Annotated in this window: 20 protein-coding genes; 5 read left to right on the top strand and 15 right to left on the bottom strand. The window is 73.7% G+C overall.

From position 1 onward, the window contains the following. Positions 1 to 282: 282 nt before the first annotated feature. Complete coding sequence (locus IF30_RS0128725; protein WP_324605660.1) at positions 283 to 1,812, top strand: LCP family protein; 1,530 nt, start codon at positions 283 to 285, stop codon at positions 1,810 to 1,812. Positions 1,813 to 1,928: 116 nt separating this feature from the next. Here the strand turns inward: IF30_RS0128725 and IF30_RS0128730 are convergent, their stop codons facing one another. The 4 genes from IF30_RS0128730 to IF30_RS0128745 all read right to left on the bottom strand — a co-directional run bounded on the left by IF30_RS0128730 (position 1,929) and on the right by IF30_RS0128745 (position 4,905). Then, complete coding sequence (locus IF30_RS0128730; protein WP_030243843.1) at positions 1,929 to 2,588, bottom strand: double zinc ribbon domain-containing protein; 660 nt, start codon at positions 2,586 to 2,588, stop codon at positions 1,929 to 1,931. 93 nt (positions 2,589 to 2,681) lie between these two features. After that, on the bottom strand, positions 2,682 to 2,897 hold the full coding sequence (locus tag IF30_RS42120) for a hypothetical protein (RefSeq protein ID WP_037901508.1): 216 nt from the start codon (positions 2,895 to 2,897) through the stop codon (positions 2,682 to 2,684). Between the two features lie 340 nt (positions 2,898 to 3,237). Continuing rightward, positions 3,238 to 4,245: a signal peptidase I gene (gene lepB / locus IF30_RS0128740; RefSeq protein WP_078891797.1), complete on the bottom strand. Its 1,008-nt coding sequence runs from the start codon at positions 4,243 to 4,245 to the stop codon at positions 3,238 to 3,240. 63 nt (positions 4,246 to 4,308) lie between these two features. After that, a complete protein-coding gene (locus tag IF30_RS0128745) occupies positions 4,309 to 4,905 on the bottom strand; it encodes a helix-turn-helix domain-containing protein (RefSeq protein ID WP_030243846.1) in 597 nt (198 codons plus the stop codon). A 96-nt stretch (positions 4,906 to 5,001) separates the two neighbouring features. Here IF30_RS0128745 and IF30_RS44005 point away from each other — a divergent pair, with 96 nt between their 5' ends. Next, positions 5,002 to 5,352, top strand: a complete 351-nt coding sequence (locus tag IF30_RS44005; RefSeq protein ID WP_051711424.1) for a hypothetical protein — start codon at positions 5,002 to 5,004, stop codon at positions 5,350 to 5,352. A gap of 193 nt (positions 5,353 to 5,545) precedes the next feature. Here the strand turns inward: IF30_RS44005 and IF30_RS0128755 are convergent, their stop codons facing one another. Then, positions 5,546 to 6,472 carry an alpha/beta hydrolase gene (locus IF30_RS0128755; protein WP_051711441.1) on the bottom strand — a complete coding sequence of 309 codons (927 nt, stop codon included), beginning with the start codon at positions 6,470 to 6,472 and terminating at the stop codon, positions 5,546 to 5,548. Positions 6,473 to 6,637: 165 nt separating this feature from the next. Between IF30_RS0128755 and IF30_RS0128760 the strand changes: the two genes are divergently transcribed. Together IF30_RS0128760 and IF30_RS0128765 are read left to right on the top strand one after the other, a co-directional pair. Next, positions 6,638 to 7,243: a TetR/AcrR family transcriptional regulator gene (locus IF30_RS0128760; RefSeq protein ID WP_051711425.1), complete on the top strand. Its 606-nt coding sequence runs from the start codon at positions 6,638 to 6,640 to the stop codon at positions 7,241 to 7,243. Between the two features lie 221 nt (positions 7,244 to 7,464). Further along, entirely contained in the window at positions 7,465 to 8,799 is a 1,335-nt protein-coding gene (locus tag IF30_RS0128765; protein ID WP_030243856.1) for an NAD(P)/FAD-dependent oxidoreductase, read from the top strand. A 42-nt stretch (positions 8,800 to 8,841) separates the two neighbouring features. Here IF30_RS0128765 and IF30_RS0128770 read toward each other — a convergent pair whose 3' ends face one another. From IF30_RS0128770 to IF30_RS0128805, 7 genes are all read right to left on the bottom strand, one after another. Next, a complete protein-coding gene (locus IF30_RS0128770; RefSeq protein WP_051711427.1) occupies positions 8,842 to 9,762 on the bottom strand; it encodes an ATP-grasp domain-containing protein in 921 nt (306 codons plus the stop codon). Between the two features lie 249 nt (positions 9,763 to 10,011). Further along, complete coding sequence (locus tag IF30_RS50365; protein ID WP_051711429.1) at positions 10,012 to 11,382, bottom strand: protein kinase domain-containing protein; 1,371 nt, start codon at positions 11,380 to 11,382, stop codon at positions 10,012 to 10,014. After that, positions 11,375 to 13,330 carry a caspase, EACC1-associated type gene (locus tag IF30_RS44010; protein WP_051711431.1) on the bottom strand — a complete coding sequence of 652 codons (1,956 nt, stop codon included), beginning with the start codon at positions 13,328 to 13,330 and terminating at the stop codon, positions 11,375 to 11,377. The genes IF30_RS50365 and IF30_RS44010 overlap by 8 nt, the downstream gene beginning before the upstream one ends. 2 nt (positions 13,331 to 13,332) lie before the next feature. Next, positions 13,333 to 13,704, bottom strand: a complete 372-nt coding sequence (locus IF30_RS48125; protein WP_158835539.1) for an effector-associated constant component EACC1 — start codon at positions 13,702 to 13,704, stop codon at positions 13,333 to 13,335. 210 nt (positions 13,705 to 13,914) lie between these two features. Then, a complete protein-coding gene (locus IF30_RS0128795; RefSeq protein ID WP_051711435.1) occupies positions 13,915 to 16,245 on the bottom strand; it encodes a hypothetical protein in 2,331 nt (776 codons plus the stop codon). 53 nt (positions 16,246 to 16,298) lie between these two features. Next, complete coding sequence (locus IF30_RS0128800) at positions 16,299 to 16,775, bottom strand: hypothetical protein (protein ID WP_030243876.1); 477 nt, start codon at positions 16,773 to 16,775, stop codon at positions 16,299 to 16,301. 331 nt (positions 16,776 to 17,106) lie between these two features. Continuing rightward, positions 17,107 to 17,613: a mycothiol transferase gene (locus tag IF30_RS0128805; protein ID WP_030243879.1), complete on the bottom strand. Its 507-nt coding sequence runs from the start codon at positions 17,611 to 17,613 to the stop codon at positions 17,107 to 17,109. Between the two features lie 468 nt (positions 17,614 to 18,081). Between IF30_RS0128805 and IF30_RS0128810 the strand changes: the two genes are divergently transcribed. Beyond that, positions 18,082 to 18,783, top strand: a complete 702-nt coding sequence (locus IF30_RS0128810; protein WP_037901510.1) for a L,D-transpeptidase family protein — start codon at positions 18,082 to 18,084, stop codon at positions 18,781 to 18,783. Positions 18,784 to 18,925: 142 nt separating this feature from the next. On the opposite strand, the gene IF30_RS0128815 is transcribed toward IF30_RS0128810, so the two are convergent. The 3 genes from IF30_RS0128815 to IF30_RS44015 form a co-directional block, all read right to left on the bottom strand. Further along, the gene (locus IF30_RS0128815; RefSeq protein ID WP_030243883.1) at positions 18,926 to 19,432 is read right to left on the bottom strand and encodes a DUF6624 domain-containing protein; all 507 of its coding nucleotides are present in this window, start codon (positions 19,430 to 19,432) and stop codon (positions 18,926 to 18,928) included. 204 nt (positions 19,433 to 19,636) lie between these two features. Then, positions 19,637 to 20,044 carry a hypothetical protein gene (locus IF30_RS0128820; protein WP_051711437.1) on the bottom strand — a complete coding sequence of 136 codons (408 nt, stop codon included), beginning with the start codon at positions 20,042 to 20,044 and terminating at the stop codon, positions 19,637 to 19,639. Further along, on the bottom strand, positions 20,041 to 20,727 hold the full coding sequence (locus IF30_RS44015; protein ID WP_051711439.1) for a hypothetical protein: 687 nt from the start codon (positions 20,725 to 20,727) through the stop codon (positions 20,041 to 20,043). The genes IF30_RS0128820 and IF30_RS44015 overlap by 4 nt, the downstream gene beginning before the upstream one ends. Positions 20,728 to 20,900 lie beyond the last annotated feature (173 nt).

Raw genomic sequence — 20,900 nt, forward strand, 5'->3', positions numbered from 1 at the left:
GTGGCAACTGTGGAGGATGACGACGTGTCTGGCCGCAAGGGTTCCCCCGAAGCCGGGATTTCGCCGCACCGGACCGGCGGGCGTCGGGCGGCAGGCCGACCGGGCATCCCGGAACAGGGCATAACAGGCGAAAAGGGCGCCGGAGACGCCGAGGGTGCCTACGGCGCCGACGAGGCCAAGGGCACCGCAAGCGCCAGGGGCGCCGGGGACACCAGAGGGACCAGGGGCACGAAGGGGACCAGGGGCACCCGGGGCGCGAAGGCCACGGCGGTCGCCCGTCCGGTGAGCCGGGCCAAGAAGAAGCCCAAGCGCAGCACCAAGCAGAAGGTGCTCTGGATCACCGCAGGCTGCACCTCGCTCCTCCTCCTCGCCGGCGGCGCCCTCTACTACCGCCTGGACAGCAACATCAGCACCTTCGACCGCGACGCCGTCAGCAAGGACCGCCCCGACGCGGCCGCCCCGGACGCCCAGGGCCGCACACCGGTCAACGTCCTGCTGATCGGCTCGGACAGCCGCGGCAACGGCAACAGCGACCTGGGCGGCGGCGGGGACGGCGGCGCCCGCTCGGACACCGCGATCCTGCTCCACGTCTACGCCGACCACAAGCACGCCGTCGGCATCTCCATCCCCCGCGACTCGCTGGTCAACCTCCCGCCCTGCAAGCTCCCCAACGGCACGTGGACCAAACCGCAGGCGAACGTGATGTTCAACAGCGCCTTCTCCGTCGGCAACACCGAGCAGGGCAACCCGGCCTGCACCCAGAACGCTGTCGAGAAGCTGACCAACCTGCGCGTCGACCACACCATCGTGGTCGACTTCAACGGCTTCGCCGCCATGACCAAGGCCGTCGGCGGCGTCGAGGTCTGCCTCCCGAACGACATCCACGAAGGCGACCTCAACCCGAATCTGGGCCACAAGGGCAAACTGCTCTTCGCCAAGGGCAAGCAGAAGGTCGAGGGCCAGGCCGCGCTCGACTACGTCCGGGTGCGCCACGGCATCGGCGACGGCTCCGACATCGGCCGCACCAAGCGCCAGCAGGCCTTCCTCTCCTCCCTCATCAAGGAGGTCAAGTCGCGCGGCATGGACCCGACCACCCTGCTGCCCCTCGCCGACGCCGCCACCAAGTCACTGACCGTCGACCCGGACCTCGGCTCGGCGGCCAAACTGCTCGACTTCGCCATGTCCGTCAAGGACGTGGACCTGCACGACGTCAAGTTCCTGACCGCGCCCTGGCGTTACGACGGCCCGAGGGTCGCCCTGGTCCACCCCGACGTGGACCAGCTCTGGGCCGCGCTCAAGGCCGACCGCACCATCGACGGCCAGGACGCCAGCGCCCCGGGCGACTCCGGCTCCGCCGCCCCCACGACCGAGGCCACGCCCGCCCCGACCACCACGCCGGGCGCCGCAACCGACACCAAGGCCGCCGGGGTCAAGGTCTCGGTGCTCAACGGCACCGGCGAGACCGGGCTCGGCGGCAAGGCCGCGGAGACCGTCAAGGGCGCCGGCTACACCGTCACCAGCGTCGGCAACGCGACCGGAAAGCCCCGCAGCACCACCGTCGTCGAATACGGCACGGGCGAGCGCGGCTCCGCCGAGGCGGTCGCCAAGCTGTTCCCGGGGGCGACCGTCCAGCCCGGCAGCCGGGGCGTCGCCGTCGTCCTCGGCCACGACTTCGCGGCCGCCAACCCGGCGACCGCCGCCACCCCCGCGCCCGGCGGCGCGGCCAGCGCCCCCGCCCCGCTGCCCACCAGCGTCAGCGGCACCGCCCGCTCGGCGGACGACGACCCCTGCGCCAACGTCTCCTACGGCTGAGCAGCGGCAGGCCCCCGCGCGGGCCGAGGCACCGCAGGCTCCGCACAGGACGACGGCGGGGCGCTCCCCCGACCGCCGGTTCCGGGAGCGCCCCGCCGTCTCCTTGCGAGGTGCCGTCAGCGTCTCGTCCCGCAGGACGGACAGAACGCGGCGCCGTCGGGGACGTCCCTGTGGCAGCTCGTGCACTGGACCGGCTGCGCCAGCCGGAAGCCGCACCCCGGGCAGAACGGCGTGCCGTGCGTCTCCGTGTGGCACTGCGGGCAGACCAGCTGGCGCGGCGCGTTGACGTCGCACTCGGCACCCGACTGCTGCCCGGCCCGGTACGCGCGGTCGGTGACCGAGTCGTTGAGGCCCCGGTGCTGCGCCGCGGTCGCCTCCGCCGCGGTGTCCGGGGCGCAGTTGTGGCACAGGCCCTGCGCGGAGTCGAAGCAGCGGCCGCAGACGTAGTGGGTGCACCGGGCACAACGGTTGAAGTGCGTCCGGGCGTTGGCGATCGCACGCTGGAAGGCGGCGTCCCGCGAGGTGCCCCAGGTGTGGCCGGCCAGCCCGTCGGCGGCGTTGCTGATCGTGTTGGCGTTGCCGCCGATCAGGTTCCAGGCCGCGTTGACGCCCTTGCCTATCCAGCCGGCCATCTGACCGGTCCGGAACGCCTCGAACGGCGAGCGCCAGGTGTCCGAGCAGCGGTAGCAGTAGAACTCGAACTGGAAGCCCGCACCGGTGCCGTGCTGCTCGCACAGGTCGCGGTGGTTGCTGCTGAAGTAGATCTCCGAAGTCACGTCGTCCCCGGTCGCTGAAGTGGCATGTCGGCGGTCGCTCGCAGGGACGACGGGGCTCGTCGAACGGTTCCGCGGGAAGTTCGCCGGGGCGGCTCAGAGCCCGGAGACGGGGAGCAGGAGCATCCGTGCGGGGTCGAAGCGCTCCCAGCGGGCTGGCTGTCCGCTGCGGCCGATCCGCAGCCGGCACCATTGCCGACCGGCCGTGTCCTGCCACCAGCCACTGATCCGACCGAGCGCCCAGGCGCCGTCGCCGAGGTCCACCTCGACCGGCTGGTAGACCCACCGGACGTCCGGCTCCCCCGGTTCCACCGGAGCTACCGAGGCTCCCGGAGCTGGCGAGGCCACCGGGGCCGCCTTCTCCTCGGCGCCCCGGGGACCGCACTGACTCTCCATCACGGCTCCGCCTCCCGGTCCGGCCCCGGCTGCGGCCGCCCGGCTGGAGGCGGCCGCAAGGGCCGGGGTGCAGCTCCTCCCCGGGACTCTACAGGCGTGTAGAACCGGACGTGAGGAGTTCGTCGAAGCCGGCCGACCCGATCAGGTCAGGCCGGGCTCCCCGGACCGGGCCACCGGCCCCCCGCGCTCAACAGCCCCTGCGCGACGAGCTGGTGCGCACCGCCGACCCGCCGGCCGAGTCACCACCGGACCTCTGTCACTGCCGCCGCCGTGGCCGCCGCCGCCACAGCGCGACCGGCACGACCCCGGCCAGCGCGAGCGCGTCCGACACCGACGGCGCTTCGGTGGGCACGACGGTCGCCCCGGCCGTCCCGGTGGTCGTCCCGGTCGGCCCGTCCGCAGCGGCCGCACCGGCCGCACGGGCCGGCACCTTGTCGAAGGTGTCCGGGACGGGGAGGGTCGACCAGTTCGACAGCGGCCACGCCACCACGAAGGCCCGGCCGACCACGTTGTCCACCGGCACGAAGCCGTCACCGGTCTGGTTGTGGTGCCAGCGGGAGTCCCGCGAGTTGTTGCGGTGGTCACCCATCACCCAGAGCTTGCCCTTGGGAACGGTGACGGTGCCGACCGGGTCGTCGTCGCACGGCTTCGAGCCGGGGAACAGGTACGGCTCGTCCAGCGCGACGCCGTTCACCTTGAGGGGGCCTCCCGCCTCGCAGTCCACGGTGTCCCCGCCGACCGCGATCACCCGCTTGATCAGGTCCTTCTCGTCCGCCGAAGGCATCAGGCCGACGGTGCTGAGCGCCTTCTGGACGGTGCCCGTGAAGGAGTCGTCGTAACTCGTCGGCGTGCCCTCCAGCCAGCCGCCCGGGTCGCGGAAGACCACCACCTCGCCGCGCTCCGGCTCCGCGCCGAACCACGGGGTGAACTTGTCGACCAGCACCCGGTCGCCGATCGCCAGGGTCCGCTCCATCGAACCGGAGGGGATCGAGAAGGCCTGCACGAAGAAGGTCTTGATGCCGAGCGAGAGCAGCAGCGCGATCACCAGCAGGATCGGCAGCTCCAGCCAGAACGGGCGCTTCTTCCGGGGGCGCTTCGCCTCCGCCCCCGAATCGGCACCCGGCTCCGGGCCCGCCTCCGGGCCCGGTTCCGCGCCCATGGCGGCGGCGGTGCCCGGGCCCGCCTCCGCCCGGGCGCCTGCGGCGTGCCCCCGCTCCCCTGTTCCGCCGCTCTCGCCGGACTCTTCGCTCTGCTGCACACTCATGAACTCGGCCCCTCCCGACCGCCCGACGGGTGCCCCATGGAAGACCCCCTGTCAGGAACGAACCTACCGAACAGAGGTTCCCGGGCGCGCTCTGACGTGCATGCGCTCGCCCTGCGGGCCGAACAGGCTCAGGAATTCGACCGGGTGCGGGCCGGCGTTGCCGAACGCGTGCGGGGTCCGGGTGTCGAACTCGGCGGCCTCACCCGCCGTCAGCACCAGGTCCCGCGCACCGAGCACCAGCCGCAGCCGGCCGGCCAGCACGTAGAGCCACTCGTAGCCCTCGTGCACCTTCAGCTCCAGCTCCGGCTCGGTGTTCCGGCCCGGCGGGACGATGTGCTTGAACGCGTGCATGCCGCCCAGGTGGCGGGTGAGCGGAATGATCGTCTGACCGTTCCTGGCCACCGGACGCGGATGGATCCGCGGGTCACCGGTGGCCGGCGCCCCGACCAACTCGTCCAACGGCACCCGGTACTCGCGGGCCAACGGGAGCAGCAGCTCCAGCGTCGGCTTGCGCTGCCCGGACTCCAGCCGGGACAGGGTGCTGAGCGAGATCCCCGTGACGGCGGCGAGTTTGGCGAGGGTGGTTCCGCGCTCCCGGCGCAGGGCCCGGAGCCGGGGGCCCACCGTGGTGAGGACGTTCTCGAACTCTTCGTCGGCCATGCCTGCCATTTGCCGGTACGGCAACGGCCGTTGTCAATCCGGCACACGGGTGAGACCGGTCCGCCCGGGCGCCCCCCGGAGCCCTATCCTCACGTCATGCGCATCCACCTCACCCGGGACAGCGTCGCGGCCGGGGACGACGCCGACGCCCCGCACGGCGCGACGGTCACCCTCGCGGACGACCTCGACGTACCGGCGGCCCTCGCCGCCCTCGGCCTCCCCCGGCCCGGCCTGCCGCTGATCGGCGGCGGCCGGGCCACCTGGGTGGTGCGCGGCGCCGACGGCACGGCGCTCGCCGTCCTCGCCCAGCAGTGGCCGCAGCCGCACCCGCTCCCGGCCGGCCACGGCCCGCTCGCCGCGCTGGCCGGCCCGGACGGCACCGTCCGGCTGCACGTCGAGTACCGGCGCCAGTCGGACCCGGACGCCGAGTACGAACGGCTCCGCTGAGGCCGGCCGCGCATCCGGTCCGACCCGGTCCGACCCGGTCCGCTCCGGGTCGGACCGCTCCGGGTCGGTCCGCTCCGGGTCGGTCTGCTCCGGTTCGGTCCCTGCCGGGTCCTCATTCCCGGCCCGCCCGGCAGGACGCGGCCACGCCCGCGCTCGGCGTCCGCCGCCGGTGCGCACGCCGCACCCGCTTGGGTCAGCAGCCGCCAGGGCGGTCCAGGGCGTTGCGGAGGAACTCGGTGATCTCCGCCCGCGCCGCCTCGGCCTGCGGCACGACGCCCGGCATGCTGACGAAGGCGTGCGTGGCCTCGGGGAACTCGGTCAGCCGTGCGGACGTCCCGGCTGCGCGCAGGCGCTCGGCGTAGCGGCGGCCGTGATCGGCCACCGGGTCAAGGTTCGGCACCACCACCAGGGCCGGGGCGAGATCGGTGAGATCGTCGGCGTGCAGCGGAGACAGCGGACGGGGATCGGTCCCCGAGGGGACGGCGAGGCGTCGGAACAGCCGCAGTTGGGGAAGGGTCAGGGTCGGGCTGTGGGCGTGCCGGGTGGCCGAGGGGTGGTCGAACATCGTCCCGGTCACGTCCGTGACCGGGTTGACCAGCACCTGCGCCCGCAGTCGCAGGCCGGCCTGCCGGGCGCGGATGGCCGCCAGGGCGGTGATCAGTCCCCCGCAGCTTTCGCCGAACACGGCGGTGCGTGCCGGGTCGATGCCCCAGTCCGCGGCGTGCCGCACCAGGTGGTCGAGCGCGTCCCAGCCGTCGTCGGCGGCAGCCGACAGCGGACTGTCCGGGGCGAGGAGGCGGTGCTCGACGGAGACGACGAGGGCCGGCAACCGGGCGGCGAGATGGCTGGTGATCCAGTCGCTCTGTACCGCCGTGCCCACGAATCCGCCGCCGTGGACGTGGAGTACGAGGGGCAGGGCCGCCGCCCGGTCGGCCGAGCCGGCGCCGCGTCCGAGCACCGGCCGGTGGACCCGGACCGGTAGACGGCGGCCGGGCAGCGCCAGCGACTGCCAGTCGATCGTGGCCCCGGGGTCCGGCATCCCGGTGATCGCCCGCATCGCAGCCGACGCCCGCCTGCCGTTCTCCGCCTCGCGGTAGGCGGCCAGGTCCTCGGCGGTCATCGCCTCCCAGTCCAGCTCGCCCCCCAATGCCTGCTGCCGCAACCCGCCGCTCGTCGCCGACGGCTGCCGCGCACTGCTGTCCCCGCTCATGCCTTCTCCTCCCCGAATGGTTTCGATACCTCAGGTATCGATACCTAAAGTATCGCAACTGGCTATGGTGAGGGAATGACTCGTACGCCCCCTCCCGCCCGAACGCCTGACGGAACGTCCGGACGCCCGCCCGGACGCCCGCGCGCCGGCCTCGACGCCGAGGTCTTCACCGCCACCCTGAACACGGTCCACGAGCTCGGCTACGCGCGAGCCACGGTCGAGCGCATCGCCGCTGTCGCCGGCATCGCGAAGTCGACGATCTACCGGCGCTGGCCGTCGAAGGGCGCGCTGATCGTGGACTGCCTCCTCGACGCCTTCGGCCCGGTGCCGTTGAAGGACGGCGCCGACCGGGCCGAGCTCATGGCCTCGACCATCCGCTGGATCGCGGCGACGATCGGCGAGCGCGGGGTGGGCGACGCGTTCGCGGGCGTGTTCAGCGACGCCGTCAGCGACCCGGCCCTGCGCGGGATCCTCTCCACCCGGTTGCAGGACCCCTACCGCCTCGCCCTCCAGGACGCGCTCGACGAGCCGGAGCAAAGGGTCCTGTTCTTCATCGACGTCGTCGTCGGCACCATGCTCCACCGGATGGGCATGACCGGCGAACCGATGGTCGATGCCGATGTCGACGCCCTGGTCGCGATGGTGCTGCCGCACTTCGCCGACGGCGCCGGTCCGGCCTGACGGCGGAGGCCGCGACCGCCCGCCGTGCGACGGCGAGACCGCCGCCCGGAGCCACGGCGGCTGCGCGGTGCGCCACCCACCGAGCCGTAGCCGCCACCGGCCCGAAGCGGCCGGCACCGCCCCGAACGAGCCCGGCCGACTCCCAACGGCCGCCACCCGCAGGGGGTTTCACCCAGGGGAACCGATCACGGAGCGCCGCCGACCGCACTACGCTACGTGTCATGAGTTCTTCGGAGAGGGCCCCGGGGCGGGGCACCGCGGTGGTGATCGGCGGCGGACTGGCCGGGCTGGCGGCGGCGTGGGCCCTGCGCGGCTACGCCCAGCGGATCGTCGTGGTGGAACGGGACCACTATCCGGCGCAGGCGGCGTTCCGGGCCGGCGTGCCGCAGGGGCGGCACGCGCACCTGGTACTGGAGGCCGGGCACCGGGCCCTGGAGGAGATGATGCCCGGAATCAAACAGGAGCTGGCGGCCGCGGGCGCGCTCCGGGTGAACACCTCGGAGGTCAAGTGGCTCAGCTCCGCCGGGTGGATGGCCGAGTACCCCACCCGGATGGCCTTCCTCTCCTGCACCCGGCCGGTGCTGGACCAGCTCGTCCTGGAGCGGGTCCGCACCGACGCCTCGATCGAGTTCCTGGAGGGCACCGACGTGGTCGGCCTGCGCGGCTCGGCCGGGGCGGTGACCGGCGTGCGGGTACGGGAGCGGGGCCCTGAGCGCGGCGAAGTCCGCGACGTCCCGGCCGAGTTGGTGGTCGACGCAGCGGGCCGCTCGACCTCCGTGCCGAAGTGGCTGACGGAACTCGGCTGCCGTCCGGTGCCCGAGGAGCGGGTGGACGCGGGTGTCGCCTACTCATCCCGGCTGTTCCACCGCCCCGCCGGGGCCGACCTCGGCGGTCAGGCCGTGTACCTGCAGACCAAGGCGCCGGATGCGCCGCGGATGGGTGTCCTGCTGCCCGTCGAGGGCGACCGCTGGATCGTCAGCCTCGCCGGGATGCGCGGCTCCCGACCCGAGGCCGGCGAGGAGGGATTCGCCAAGCACCTGGCCGGGCTGCGCGATCCGCTCCTGCGCGACGCCCTGCGGGACGCCGAACCGGCGGGCGAGGTCCGCGGCTTCCTCCCCGGCCCGGGCGTGCGCCGGCACTACGAACGCGACTGTCCGGCCGGCCTGGTGGCGGTTGGCGACGCCGCGAGCACCTTCAACCCGGTGTACGGCCAGGGCGTCACCGTGGCCCTGTTCTGCGCCCGGGCGCTGCGCCGCACCGCAGTGCGCCACGGCGGCATCGGGCACGCTGCGGCGCGGGACGCTCGGCGCGCGATCGCGACGGCGTCCAAGAACCCGTGGGTGATGTCCTGCGCCGAGGACGCCCGCTTCGACACCACCACCGGCGCGCCCTCGGGCGCCCTGCTCAGACTCCAGCACCGCTTCCTGGACAAGGTGTTGGCGGGTGCCACCCGCGACCCGGTGGTCACCCGGGCTTTCCACGAGGTGCTGTCACTGGTGGAGCCGCCGTCGCTGCTGTTCCGCCCGTCGGTGCTCGCCGCCGTGCTGCGGAGCTGACCCGGGCGGCCGGGTGCCTCCGCCCCGGGCGCCCGGCCGGTGTCACCGTTCGAGGTGCGCGGCGACGTACGGCAGCGCCACCTGCTCCAGGGCCCGCCGGCCGAAGGCGGGGTGGACGTTGACCTCGAAGACCACGCCGCCGCTCTCGGCGGCGAGATCCACGCCCGCGAGGTCGAGCCCCAGGGAAGCGGTGGCCGCGACGGCCAACTCCGCCAGGCCGTCGGGCAGTTCGTCGCCGTCCAGCAGGGCGGAGACGGCGCCGCGACTTTCGTTGCAGGGCGCGTCCGGGTCCGCCTGGACGTGCTCGACCGCGCGGACCACCCGGCCGTGCAGCACCACCACCCGGTACTGGTGGCGCCGGCCGTCCGGGAGGAAGTTCCGGGCGTCGCGGGCGATCAGCCAGTCCGCCCCGGTCCCGTCGTAGTGGCTTGCGGCGGCGGCGAGTTGGTCATGGTTGGTGACGTGGAAGACGTCATCGCCACCCATCCCGACGCAGGGCCGGGCCCAGACGTCGCCGCCGAGCCCGTCGAAGGCCTCGGCGGCTGCCTCCGGGCTCGGCCGGGAGAGCGCGATGCTGGGCATGTGTGCGACGCCGTCCCGGAGGAAGCTGGCAACGGTGGCGTCCTTCTCGGTGGCCGCCCGCCACGCCGCGGCATCGGTGCCGAGCGAGCGTGCCCCGCACCCGCGGAGCAGCCGCTGGCAGACCTCGAACGCGCGGCGGCGGTGCGGCGGGATCTCGTAGACGACCACCGTGTCGGCGGCCACGGTCCGGCCGTCCGCCACCAGCCGCAGGCCGCCCGCATCGTCGGCCTCGATCCTCCCGCTGCCGCCGGTCATGAAGTGCCGGGCGTCCACGTGGACGGAGTCTCGGCCGGTCAGCCTCCGCGCGGCGGCGGCGAGCACGTCCCGGCTCCCTTCGGTCGAGCTGTGATCGGTCAGGAGTACGAGATCGCGTGGGCCCATCCGGCCATGGAAGCGGCTGTGCCACGGTGGCGACAAGACGGCCCCGCAGGCCATCCGCCGGGTGCCATGGCCGAAACCGCTCCGCCCACCGGACGACGGCACGTCCCGGCGGGCACCGGGAGGTTGGGTGCACCGAAGACCCCGGGCGCGCCGATCACGTGCCGCAGCCGGATGCGCCGGCCGAACCCGGCAGGCTCTCGGTCGGTGCCGCCACCCGTGGGTGCCCGCCGCGCGCGACCGGACGGGGTGTCATCCCCGGGCACGCCGGACCGGCAGGCGGAGGAGCCAACGGCGGCGCAGGCCCGTGCGGGGAGGCGGTGGAAGCTCTGCCTCCAGGGGGGAGGCGAAGGTGCGCGGCAGGGCCTCCGGGGCCGGGCCGGCTCCGCCCGGTGGTTCCGCAGGCGGCGGTGGCAGCACCACCGGCAGGGGGGCCGGCGGGGGCTCCGGCGGAGGGCCCGGCAGCGGGGGCGGCGACGTGGGCGGTGGCCCGGGTGGCGGGTCCCCGTGGGTGCGGAGGTGGACGGTCCCCGGGTTCGGCGGGGCCTGGATCGCCCCGGGGGACGATGCGGGTCGCCGGAGGCGTACGGTCGGCCCTCCCGGAGCCGGTCGCTGGACCGTCTCCGCGGTGGGCGGGCTCGGTGGCAGCTCCGGCGCTTGGCCCGTTCCCGGCCGGTAGGGGTGGTCGAGTTCGAGGACGAGCTGGGTGCGGCGCAGGGTGGCGCGGGACACGGCGTCGGGCAGCCAGTCCCCCTGGGTGAGTTGCCGTTGTGCGGTGGTGACCCGGTGGTCGGAGAGCGCACTGATCAGACCGTCGACGGTGGGCCGGTGGGCGGGTTCCTTGCTCAGGCAGGCCCGGACCCAGCGGTCGAGGTCTGCGGGCAGCGTGGATATCCGGGGATCGCCGTGCAGCACGTTGAAGATCACGTTGACGAAGCTGTCCCCGTCGAACGGTGGTGATCCGGTCGCCGCGAAGGCCATGACCGCTCCGAGCGCGAAGACGTCGGCCTGAGCGCGCACGGGTTGTCCCGTGACCTGTTCCGGGGCGAGGTAGCCCGGCGTCCCGATGATCGCTCCGGTCGATGTCTGCCTGGTGGATCCGGCCACGAGCGAGATCCCGAAGTCGATGAGCCGCGGGCCCTGCGCGGTGAGCAGGACGTTCGACGGTTTGAGGTCCCGGTGGACCACGCCGGCCGAGTGGACGGAGTGCAGGGCCCTGAGGAGTCCGTACCACAGCGCGTACAGCGAGTCGGCCGGGAACGGGCCGAAGGCGTTGACGCTCTGTTGGAGGGAGAGCCCCGGGATGAAGGCCGTGGCCATCCAGACGCCGTTCTCGCCGACGTCCGTGTCCAGTAGGGGCGCGGTGAACCTTCGGGGGATCCGGGAAACCACGGCGCTCTCGCGCCGGAAGCGTTCCTGCGCCTCCGGCTCGCTCAGCAGTTCCGGACGCAGGACCTTGACCGCCGCGGTCCGTCCCGTGGCGGAGCGCGCGAGGTACACGATCCCCATGCCTCCCGAGCCGAGGCGGCCCAGCAGCTGGTAGCCGCCCAGCTCGCGGCGGTCGCCGGACGAGAGGGGCTCCAGCCCGTCGGGTACGCCGGTCCGGTCCTCGGGTTCACCCATCGCTCCACTTCCCCAAGCCCCGCCGGTCGGTGGTCCGGTGCCCGCGCCCGAAGAGGATCTCCGGCCGCAGCCGCCGGTCGGCCCGGCGGCGCCAGCGGGCCAGGAGCGCCTCGTTCGCGCGGACCTCGGGGTGGTCGGGTCCGAGGGCTCGGCGCAGTTGCGGCAGCACCTCGTGGAAGATGCGCAGGGCGGTGCGGACGTCCCCGTCCGCTCCGGTCCAGTGGGCGAGTCGAGCCCGGTTCACGAGGGTCACCTGGTCCTCCTCGCCCAGGATCCAGTCCAGGTCGTCGAGCAGTTGCCTGCACAGGGCGATCGCCGTCCGCGGGTCGCCGGCCTCGCCGGTCCAGTGGGCGTACTGGCTGCGCGCGAGGAGCGTCTCGCGGGCGTCCCGCCCGGCCACCCGGCTCAGATCGGGCACCACGGCGGCGAACAGTCCGCGGGCGCCCTTGGGCGAACCGGACAGCCCGGTCCACTGGCCGAGCCTGGCGCGGCCGATCAAGGTGTGCAGGTCGTCGGCACCGAGCAGCCAGTACAGGTCGGGGACGAGGGAGTCGAGGAGGCGGACGGCCTGCCGGGTCCGGCCGGCCCGGCCGCTCCACTGGGCCTGGTTGATGCGTCCGACCAGGGTGTCGCGGTCCTCCGCGCCGAGGACCCGGTGCAGGTCCGTCACCAGGAGGTCGGTGAGCTGTGCGGCGGATCCGGTGTCGCCGGAGACCCCGATCCAGTGGGCGAGTCGGCCTCGGCCCAGCAGGGTCTCGCGGTCGTCCGGCCCGAGGGCACGGGTCAGGTCGGTGACCACCTCGCCGGTGAGCCGGACCGCCTCCCCGGGTTGCCCGGCTTCCCCGGTCCAGTGGGCGAGTTGGGCACGGCCGACGAGGGTCACCCGGTTGTCGGCACCGAGCACCCGGGTCAGCGCGCCCACTGCCGCCGTGGACAGGTCGAGTGCCTCGCGGACCTGCCCGGCGGCACCCAGCCACTGGGCGTACTCGATCCTTCCGGCCAGGGTGTCCGGGTCGTCCGAGCCCAGGACCTGCGTCATCCGGTCGAGGACGGTGCCCAACTCCGATGCGGCGGAGCGCGCGTGGCCGCCCCGGCCGAGTTGCCGTCCGGCCTCCACGAGGGCGTGGAAGCGCTCCCGTTCCGTGGCCGGCCCTTGATCGGTGCGGGCGGGTTCCTCGCGCCCCACCCGGGTGGGGCGCCTGGTCCGTGGGCGGCTCAGGATCAGGTAGGCGGCGGTGTCGGTACCGCACTGCTCGGGCTCCGGCCACCCCCGCGAGCGCAGCGCCAGCCGCAGGTGGGGGAAGAGCACCCCCAGGGACACGCCCTCGGGGCCGGCGCCTTCGACGCCGTTGCGCAGCGCGCGCAGGAGTTCGCCGGTGAAGGCGGTGTGCCGTTTGCCCTCCTCGAAGTGGGAGGGCGAGTTGGGCGGCGACGAGACCAGCGTGTACGCGCCGGCGATCTCCAGTTGTTCGGCCACGGGTGGGGGGCTCCCGGACAGTCCGCCCGCGACCGCACGGCCGGAGAAGCAGCAGTCGAGGATGAGCACCCGGACGCGCGCCGGACTCGCCTGGAAGGCCTCCCGGATGACGTCGAGCGGGCAGGCCGTCAGGGACGGCATGCTCAGGTCGGTCTCGGTGAGGGCGAGGTAGAGCTCCCCCTTCTTGGAGCCGATCAGGCCGTGGCCGGAGTAGTAGACGAGGAGCACGTCCTCGGCGGCTGCGGCCGCCTTCAGCAGCGGCAGCCCCAAGTCCCTGGGCTGTCGCGGGTCCAGGACGGTCATGCTGCGCTCGGGGGCGAACGCGCCCGGTTGTCCGTCGATCAGGACGTCGCGGAAGTCGTGCACGTTGTTCTCGATCGACGGTACGTCTGCGGGGCCGTCCTGGTGCGAGTAGCGGGCGGTACCGATCAGAACGGCCCACGAGCGCGAGGCGTCTGGAAGCCGGTACACGGTCAGTCCGCGACGCCGTCGGTCCGGGGGTCGGTGTGCAGGGCGGCCCTGAGCACCGTCTCCACATCGGATCGCGCGACGTTCTCGGCGGTCACCTCGGTACGGGTGCCGTCCGGCTTCACGGTCTTGAGCCTGACCGTGCTGGTGCGGGGCTGGCTCAGGTACACCTTCAGCGAGGCGGCGAGCGTGGTGAGTGCGCCTCCTGCTCCCAGCGCCACGACGAGGGTGTCGGACCAGGATCCGAGTTCACCCTGGTGGGGAGTCGTCGCCGTGACGCGGACCCGGCCGCGGAGCACCGGTTCGTCGGCCAGCCAGTCGCGCAGGTCGAGGACGGCGTCGGGACCGCCCGCTTCCACCGCGAGCCAGGATTCCACCACAGTGATTCCCCCTCGGGATCGAACCGACTCAGGCGCTCGGTATCCGATAGGACGACGGCGCGACGTGACCTGTTCCCCGTGCACTCAAAATGTTATGACCGTACGTCAGGTCCGTGCTGCCGGGAAGATCTACTTCCCGGTCCGGAGTCCGCCCACCAGGGCGACGCCGGCCGCCACGGCCGTCATGTGGCAGGCCGCCGGCCAGGGCTACCTCCCTCGTCGCCACCTCCTGCTCCGGGACTGCTCCTGCCAGTACCCGAGCGCCTGCCGGGTGGCCGCGAGGTCGGGATGGTCCGGGCGGAGGACGCGCAGTTGCTCGTTCAGCAGGTCGGAGAGCAGGGCCACTGCGCCGCGAGGGTCGCCGGACTGGCCGCGCCGGCGGGCGAGGGCGGCGCGGGTGCGGAAGATCGCGGACCGGTCGCTGTCGGTGGCCACCGCGTACGGGTTGGACCTCGTGTCCCGCGCACCCTGGGCGATCTCCCGCGATTCCAGGCGGAGTTGGTCGTCGAGCAGGTCGGTCAGGACGGTCACGGCCCCTCGCGCGTCGCCCGACTCGCCCAGCCAGTGGCCGAAGCGGAACCGGGTGTCGAAGGTGCCCGGGTCCTCCCGCCCGCGCATGCGGAACTGCTCGTCGACGAGCCCGCGGTACGCGACCACCGCCCCGGCCGCGTCGCCCGCCTTTCCCCGCCACTCGGCGGCGTCGCGGCGCAGCGTGAAGTCGGGCGGGCCCGACCGTCCGCCGACGGCCGCGAGGTAGCCGTCATCGGCGAGCAGGTCGCGGTAGACGCGTGCGACGCCCGGCACGTCGCCGGCCTGTTCGAGCCAGTGGGCCAGGCGGTAGCGCAGCTCGGTGACCTCCTCGACCAGGCGGATCCGCTGGGCCGGGTACAGTTCGTACTCCGGTGCCAGCAGCGCCAGTTGGTCGTCGATCATCCGACGGTACCCGGTGATCGCGGCGGTGGGGTCGCCGGACTCCGCCCGCAGCCTCGCGATCCGGCCGCGCAGCTTCGTCACGGACTCGTGCCGGGCTCCCAGCCGGTCGGCCGTCGTCGGCAGCAGTGCTTCGAAGTAGTCCAGTGCGGCCTGCGGCCGGCCGTCGTCCGCCAGTGTGTCGCCCACCCGGAACACGAGGCCGTGCAGTTCCCGACCGGTACTCCACCCGTACCGGACCCCGGGCTCGCCGGAGCCCAGCATCAGGGCCGGGTCGTTGCGGGTCAGCGCCTCGACGTTGGACCGCAGCACGTCCGGAGGGAAATCGAGGGCGCGCGAACGCAGGTGCGGGGCCTGCTCCCGCGGGGGAACCAGGAAGAACGCCATCGAGTTCGCCTCGTCCGCCGACTTCCTGGACGCGACGAGGAGTAGGTCGGCGGCCACGCCGACCGGCTCTGCGGCCCGACTCGCGGGCACGCCCTCCCGGACGGCTCGCTGCACCATCGGGTGGACGCGCACCGACCGGTGCGGGTCCGCCGGGTCGTAGTCGAGCAGGCTCCACCGGTGCAGCAGCGCGAGCGTCCGGGCGGCGCGCCCGTCCGGCTCCACATCGTCGGCCGGGCGGTCGATCCGCTGCTGGTCCAGGTACCCGACCGCCGCGGTCAGCACCGCGGCCGGGATGCCGTCGGAAGCCAGCGGCGCTACCAGCTCCATCAGCCTCCGCGCCGTCCCGACCGGTGCCAGGGCGTCGGCGCGCTCCAGCGCGAGGTCCCAGGCGTACGGCAGCGGCAGGCTCTGCCCGTCCGGCAGTCCACCCGGATCCGGCACGAGGTCGGCCAGCCGTCGACCGGCGTCGCTCAGCAGGCGGAGGTAGTCGGCGCAGCTCAGACCGGTACCGCCCAGGTAGGCGGCCGCCTGCGCGAGCGCGAGCGGCAGGTGCCCCAGCTCGCGGGCGAGGGCCTCCAGTCGCTCGGGCGGCTCGAACCGGCCGGACGCGGCGAGCACCGCCGTGAGGTAGCCGAAAGCCTCGGCGGAGCTGAACGACGGCACGGTGACCACCTGTCGGCCAAGCCCCTCACGGGCCAGATCCCGGCGCCAGGTGGTGACCAGGGTCCGCCCCGCGGGCTGGTCCGGCGGCCAGAGGCCGCGCAGGTCGTCCGGGTCGACCAGACCGTCCAGGACGATCAGCCGGCGAACCGTCTCCCCGGCCCCGCCCGGGCGCAGCCAGGCCAGGAACTCCCGCGCGCCCTGCTCCGGATCGGCCGGCTCGCTCCCGGTGATCTCGGCGATGGCCCGGGCGTAGGCGGCCAGGATCGCCGCACGGCTGCCGGCGGTGACCCAGACCAGCAGGTCGAGTTCCCCGGCCTGCCAGGCGGTGCGGGCCTCGTGCACTGCCAGCTGGGTCTTGCCGACCCCGGCGGAACCGACCAGGATCCGGCAGCGCGCAGGAGTGCCGGGAGTATCGAGAACGGCCCGGCGTTGGAAGCAGTGCGCGGTGTTCGGGACCGCCCCGACCTGGTGCGGCCAGGCGGCCGGGGCACGTCGGCCGGCGTAGTAGGCCACCTGGTCGGCGTGGCCGACGGCGAAACTGTGGTTGCTCGCCCGCACCCCGGAGAAAGGCGGCGGCGAGGTTTGTGACGGGCCTTGCGCGGCCGGTCCGTTCAGCCCTTGGACGGATCCGGCACCTGAGGGTGGCCGATCTGCACGCCCCCGTGGATCACACCGGCGGCGACCGAACCTTCCTGGGCGCTGATGTGCACGTTTCCGCCGACCGCCATCCCGCCGTCCCCGGCCGACACCTGGGCCTGGGCCGCGCTCTCAGCCAGCAGCTCGCGCAGCGCCTCGCCGGCGCGCTCGCGCTCGCCCTCCGGCAGGTCCTCCAGGAACGCCTCGAACCGGGCCTGCCAGGAGGCCTCCTGGCGGATCCGGAGCCGCTCCAGCTGCCCGCCCTCGGCCGCCGCGAGCTCGGCGGCGGTACGGGCCAGCCGCTCCAGCTCGGCACTCTCCCGCTGGGCGTTCCCCCGCCCGAACCAGGCGGCCACCCGGCCTCGGAACCCCTCCCAGGCCTCGGTCCCGGCCGCGGTCATCACCGCCGTCCCGCCGGACATGGCCAGCGCGCTCAGCACCTCGGGCAGCATGCGCAATCCCCCTTGTCGACAACCGTGACCCCGACCGTACCGCGAGCCGGGCACCGTGCCCAGGCGGATTTTCACGCAGACGTGCCTGCGGGTGAAGGAGCGTGACCGGCCGTCAGCCGCTGCGGGACGAGTCGTCACCCTGAAGGCGACATGCCGCACCGTCGCGCACGGCCGGGCTCCGACGGAGCGGCGCCGGGTTCGAGGCCTTCGGGCTGTCGGGCGGCCCGTCGCGCACCCTGCCCGCCTCGCGGCGCGGGTTGTCAGCGGCGGGGCAGCAGGCCTCGGGGCCGGGGCGTCAGCGGCGGGGCAGCAGGCCTCGGGGGCCGGGGCGTCAGCGGCGGGGCAGGAGGCCTCGTACGTAGGCCGCCTGGCCGACGTGCTGGAGGTCGTCGGCGATCACACTGATCAGACGCACCCCCAGGGTGACCGGGGGCTGCCACGACTCGTCGACGATCTCCGCGAGGGACCGGTCGTCGAGGCCGCGCACGTAGCCGACGGTCCGTGCGTGGACGGCCTCGTGGTAGCCCACGAGGAGGTCCGCGGTGGCGGTGACCTTGGCGACCTGCGCAGGCCGGTGCCCGTAGCCGGTGGACGACGCGGCGAACGGCAGGGCGAACCGGCCCGCCCAGTCGTCGGCGGTCCACACCTGTTCCCGGTCGGCCGCGTCGGCGAGGTGGTCGTCCTGCACCCGGGTGAGGTGCCAGACCAGCCAGGCGATCGAGTTGGCGGAGTCCTGCACCCGGAACGCCAGCTGCTCGGGGGTCAGTCCGTCGACCACGTCGGCGACCGTGTCACGGATCCTGTCGAACGCGTCCACGAGAAGATCGGCACTGGTCACACCGGCCACAGTCGCCTCCCGGTCGAGTAACCCGCCCTACCGGCGGCGTGGCGGATCACGCGCCGCCCCGACGATTGTGTCCCGCCCGTGGAGCCCCGGCCACTTGGGCTCGACGCGCCGCCGCCCGGGCAGCCTCCGGGGCGGGGACGAGCCTCGGGGGGGGCGACGCTCGGGGGCGGGGGACGATCTCCGTCCACAGCCCGGCGGTGTCGGTGCTGGCGCGGCTGCCCCGGCGAACCGATCATGGCCCTGGCCCGCGCGGAACCACCCCGAGCCGGAACGGCCGGCCGAAGCGCCACCCGGTGGCCCGCGGTGGAACATCCGTCCGCCCCACCGCGAGCCGTCCCACCACGGGCCGTCCCACCGCAGGCAGTCCCCCTGCCCCCGTGTCGTCCACACCAGAAAGGCCCCTCCATGGCCGTCTCCCGGACACCTCGCGCCGACCGCCCTGGCGCGGCACTCCGCCGCGTGAGCGTGGCCCTCACGCTCGGTGTCGCCACCGCACTGACCGGCCCAGGCCTCGCCCCCCGGGCGTGGGCCAGCGACAGCCCGTTCCCCGTACCGGTGGCAGCCGGCCAGGCCAAGCAGGTGATCACGGTCGAGGCGGACGGCACCCGCGCCACCGTGACCCTGTGGGCTCGCCAGGACGGCGTCTGGCGGTCCCTCGACTCCACCACCGACGCGCGCATCGGATCCGGCAGTGTGCACGACGGCCCCACCCGCGTCCAGGGGAGCGGGACCACACCGACCGGCACGTACACCCTCACCCAGGCCTTCGGCATCGCCCCGGACCCGGGCACGAAGATGCCCTACCACCACGTCACGACGCACGACTGGTGGGTCCAGGACCCCTCCTCCGCCTACTACAACCGCATGCGCACCGACACCGAGGGAGGCTTCCACCTCACCGAACAGGGCCCCCTCGGCAGCGAGCACCTCGTCGACTACCCCGTCCAGTACGACAACGTCCTGGTCATCGACTTCAACACCTCCCCGGTGGTGAAGGGCCGCGGCGCCGGCATCTTCCTCCACGACCTCGGCCCCCAAGCCGGTGCGACCGGCGGCTGCGTCGCCGTCCCCGCCGCCTTCATGGCCCGGACGATGCAGTGGATCGACCCCGCCGACCACCCCGTCATCGCGATCGGTGAGGAGCCGTCCGGCCGACCATGAGGTGCGCACTCCTGGCTCGGGATTGATCCCGGTGTCGCTCCGCCTTGCTGCCGCATCCAACGGGTGACCGGACGGCCGGCACCCAGAACCGGATAGTGGCTCGGGCGCAGGCTCGGGCGCAGGCTCGGGTGCAGGCTCGGGCTCAGGCCGGCGAGAACTGGGCGACGTACTCGGCGAACGGCGGGATGCCGACTTCTTCGCGGCGCTCGTCCATACGCTCGGGGTCCTCGCAGGGCCACGGGATCGGCGAGCCCTCCTTCACTCCGGCGATCTGCGTGCCGTAGATCTGCTTCCGCCCTTCGTTCACAAGCGTGCGATCACGCAGGAAGGCGAGATCGCGCGGGCTGGCAGTGCCGTCGGCCACCGCCTGCTCCATCAGCCGCAGTGCGCGCCGCTGGACGTCGAGCCGGCGGTCGGCGTGCTGCGCGATCAGCCACGCAGCCCGAGCCGCGTCCTCACCGACCAGTTCCGCGGTCGGCCACCCGTACGCGTCCATGATCTCGCTGAGACGATCAGCGTGCTGCGCCGTCAAACGCCGCCACGCCAACTGATCCACCGGGTCGTCGCTGTTCGCCCGGTGCGCGGCCTGGTGGCCTGCCGCAACCATGGCGGTCAGCTCCGCGGCCACCGCGGCAACGTCGAATGCCATCCCGACTCCACGTCGGATCGAGGTTCTCGCTGGTCATCCGCCACCTTCGGTGAGCAAATCGCGACAAGATCTCCTCCCGGAGGGCGGTGACAGGCAGCTCCGGATCTTGGGATACTTGATCCATCCGCGGAGCCAGCGCCGGATCGACGCAACGCTGACAGTTCCGTGGAAGGCGTCGGAAGACATCGGCGCGGCATGCCCGCGTCATCCCGGCGGCGGTTCCGTCCCGCCACCCGATTGCACGTCGGGTGGACGACCGTCGGACTCCGCGCCGCGCTGGTACCGCAGCACCAGTCCCACCCGCACCTCCAGGCTGCCTCCCGCGATCAGCCCGGTCGCGGGCTCCGCACCGCCGCCGTCCGCCTCGAAGGCGACCAGTACGCCCGGCGGCTCGCCGCACTGCCGCTCGACCCGCTCGCGCTCCGCGGTCGTGGGCGCCCGGAACACCGGGTCCTGGAAGGAAGCGGGGCAGCGGACGTACAGCGGGTCGGCGAAGACCAGCTCCAGGCCGTGGTGATAGGCGAGGTCATACCCGGCGGCGAGCCGCAGCTCGCCCGGGCGCCAGGAGTAGACGTCCCAGTCCCACCAGGACCCCTCAGGCAGTTCGATCATTCGTGCGTGGGGTGGTCCGCCCGCTCGGTCCGGGGCTCCGGCCACCGCGGCCGCCCGCTCACCGCCTCCGCGATGGGCGGGTGGCGGACGGCCTCCAGCTCGGTGTCGGTGAGCAGGTCGGCGATCAGCGCCGGCGGCCCGAAGACCTCTGTGGCGCTGAGGTCATAGTTGGTGAGGACGAACCAGGAACGGTCCGAGGGCCACCAGTGCGCGGGGAACCGGCACCCCGACGGGTCGGCGTCATGATGGGCGAGCGCCTCGTCCAGGCGTCCACGGTGGGCCGCCACCGGCTCCGACAGGTACTCGATCGCCGCCACGGCGAAGCAGCAGGCCGTTTCCGGGCCGTCGGCGCTGTGCCGGGCGAGCACCTCCACCAGCCGTGCCAGGCAGGCCCGGTCCGGCGCCCCGAGCTGCGGGTACTCGACCTCGGCCGCCGGTCGAACGCGGTCGTCGAACAGCAAGTACGACAAGGTGAACGGCCAGTCCGCGAGCTGTCTGTCGGCGACCGCGAGGGCATCGGCCCAGCGCACCCTCCGCCCGTCCACCCGCAGCGTGTGCAGGACCCAGCAGCGGTCGGCGAAGCCGTGCTCGGGGGCGGTCGGCTCGTAGCCCAGCACCGCGTCCCCGGCCTCCAGCAGCGGGCGGAACCCGTCCAACCGGTCGTCGTCCGGCACCCGTTCCACGCCCGCTCCCCTCGTCGGCGCCGAAAACCGGTACCCCGCGCCGGTACCCCTGGGCGAGGATATCGCCCAGGCGAACAGCCCAGTCCCTGCGTCGCCCCCGTCAACGCGCATGTGCCGCCCATCCACCCCTGCGTCCACTGCTCTTCCCCCTCCCCCTCCCCCTCCCCTTCCCC

Source organism: Streptomyces sp. NRRL S-350 (assembly GCF_000719705.1).
Classification (GTDB): Bacteria; Actinomycetota; Actinomycetes; order Streptomycetales; family Streptomycetaceae; genus Kitasatospora.

What these genes read in the sequence shown, in the direction of transcription:
- lepB (WP_078891797.1), bottom strand. Translation starts at nt 4,245, where the DNA reads ATGAGTGTGCAGCAGAGCGAAGAGTCCGGCGAGAGCGGCGGAACAGGG.
- IF30_RS0128745 (WP_030243846.1), bottom strand. Translation starts at nt 4,905, where the DNA reads ATGGCCGACGAAGAGTTCGAGAACGTCCTCACCACGGTGGGCCCCCGG.
- IF30_RS44005 (WP_051711424.1), top strand. Translation starts at nt 5,002, where the DNA reads ATGCGCATCCACCTCACCCGGGACAGCGTCGCGGCCGGGGACGACGCC.
- IF30_RS0128755 (WP_051711441.1), bottom strand. Translation starts at nt 6,472, where the DNA reads ATGACCGCCGAGGACCTGGCCGCCTACCGCGAGGCGGAGAACGGCAGG.
- IF30_RS0128760 (WP_051711425.1), top strand. Translation starts at nt 6,638, where the DNA reads ATGACTCGTACGCCCCCTCCCGCCCGAACGCCTGACGGAACGTCCGGA.
- IF30_RS0128765 (WP_030243856.1), top strand. Translation starts at nt 7,465, where the DNA reads ATGAGTTCTTCGGAGAGGGCCCCGGGGCGGGGCACCGCGGTGGTGATC.
- IF30_RS0128770 (WP_051711427.1), bottom strand. Translation starts at nt 9,762, where the DNA reads ATGGGCCCACGCGATCTCGTACTCCTGACCGATCACAGCTCGACCGAA.
- IF30_RS50365 (WP_051711429.1), bottom strand. Translation starts at nt 11,382, where the DNA reads ATGGGTGAACCCGAGGACCGGACCGGCGTACCCGACGGGCTGGAGCCC.
- IF30_RS0128800 (WP_030243876.1), bottom strand. Translation starts at nt 16,775, where the DNA reads ATGCTGCCCGAGGTGCTGAGCGCGCTGGCCATGTCCGGCGGGACGGCG.
- IF30_RS0128815 (WP_030243883.1), bottom strand. Translation starts at nt 19,432, where the DNA reads ATGGCATTCGACGTTGCCGCGGTGGCCGCGGAGCTGACCGCCATGGTT.
- IF30_RS0128820 (WP_051711437.1), bottom strand. Translation starts at nt 20,044, where the DNA reads ATGATCGAACTGCCTGAGGGGTCCTGGTGGGACTGGGACGTCTACTCC.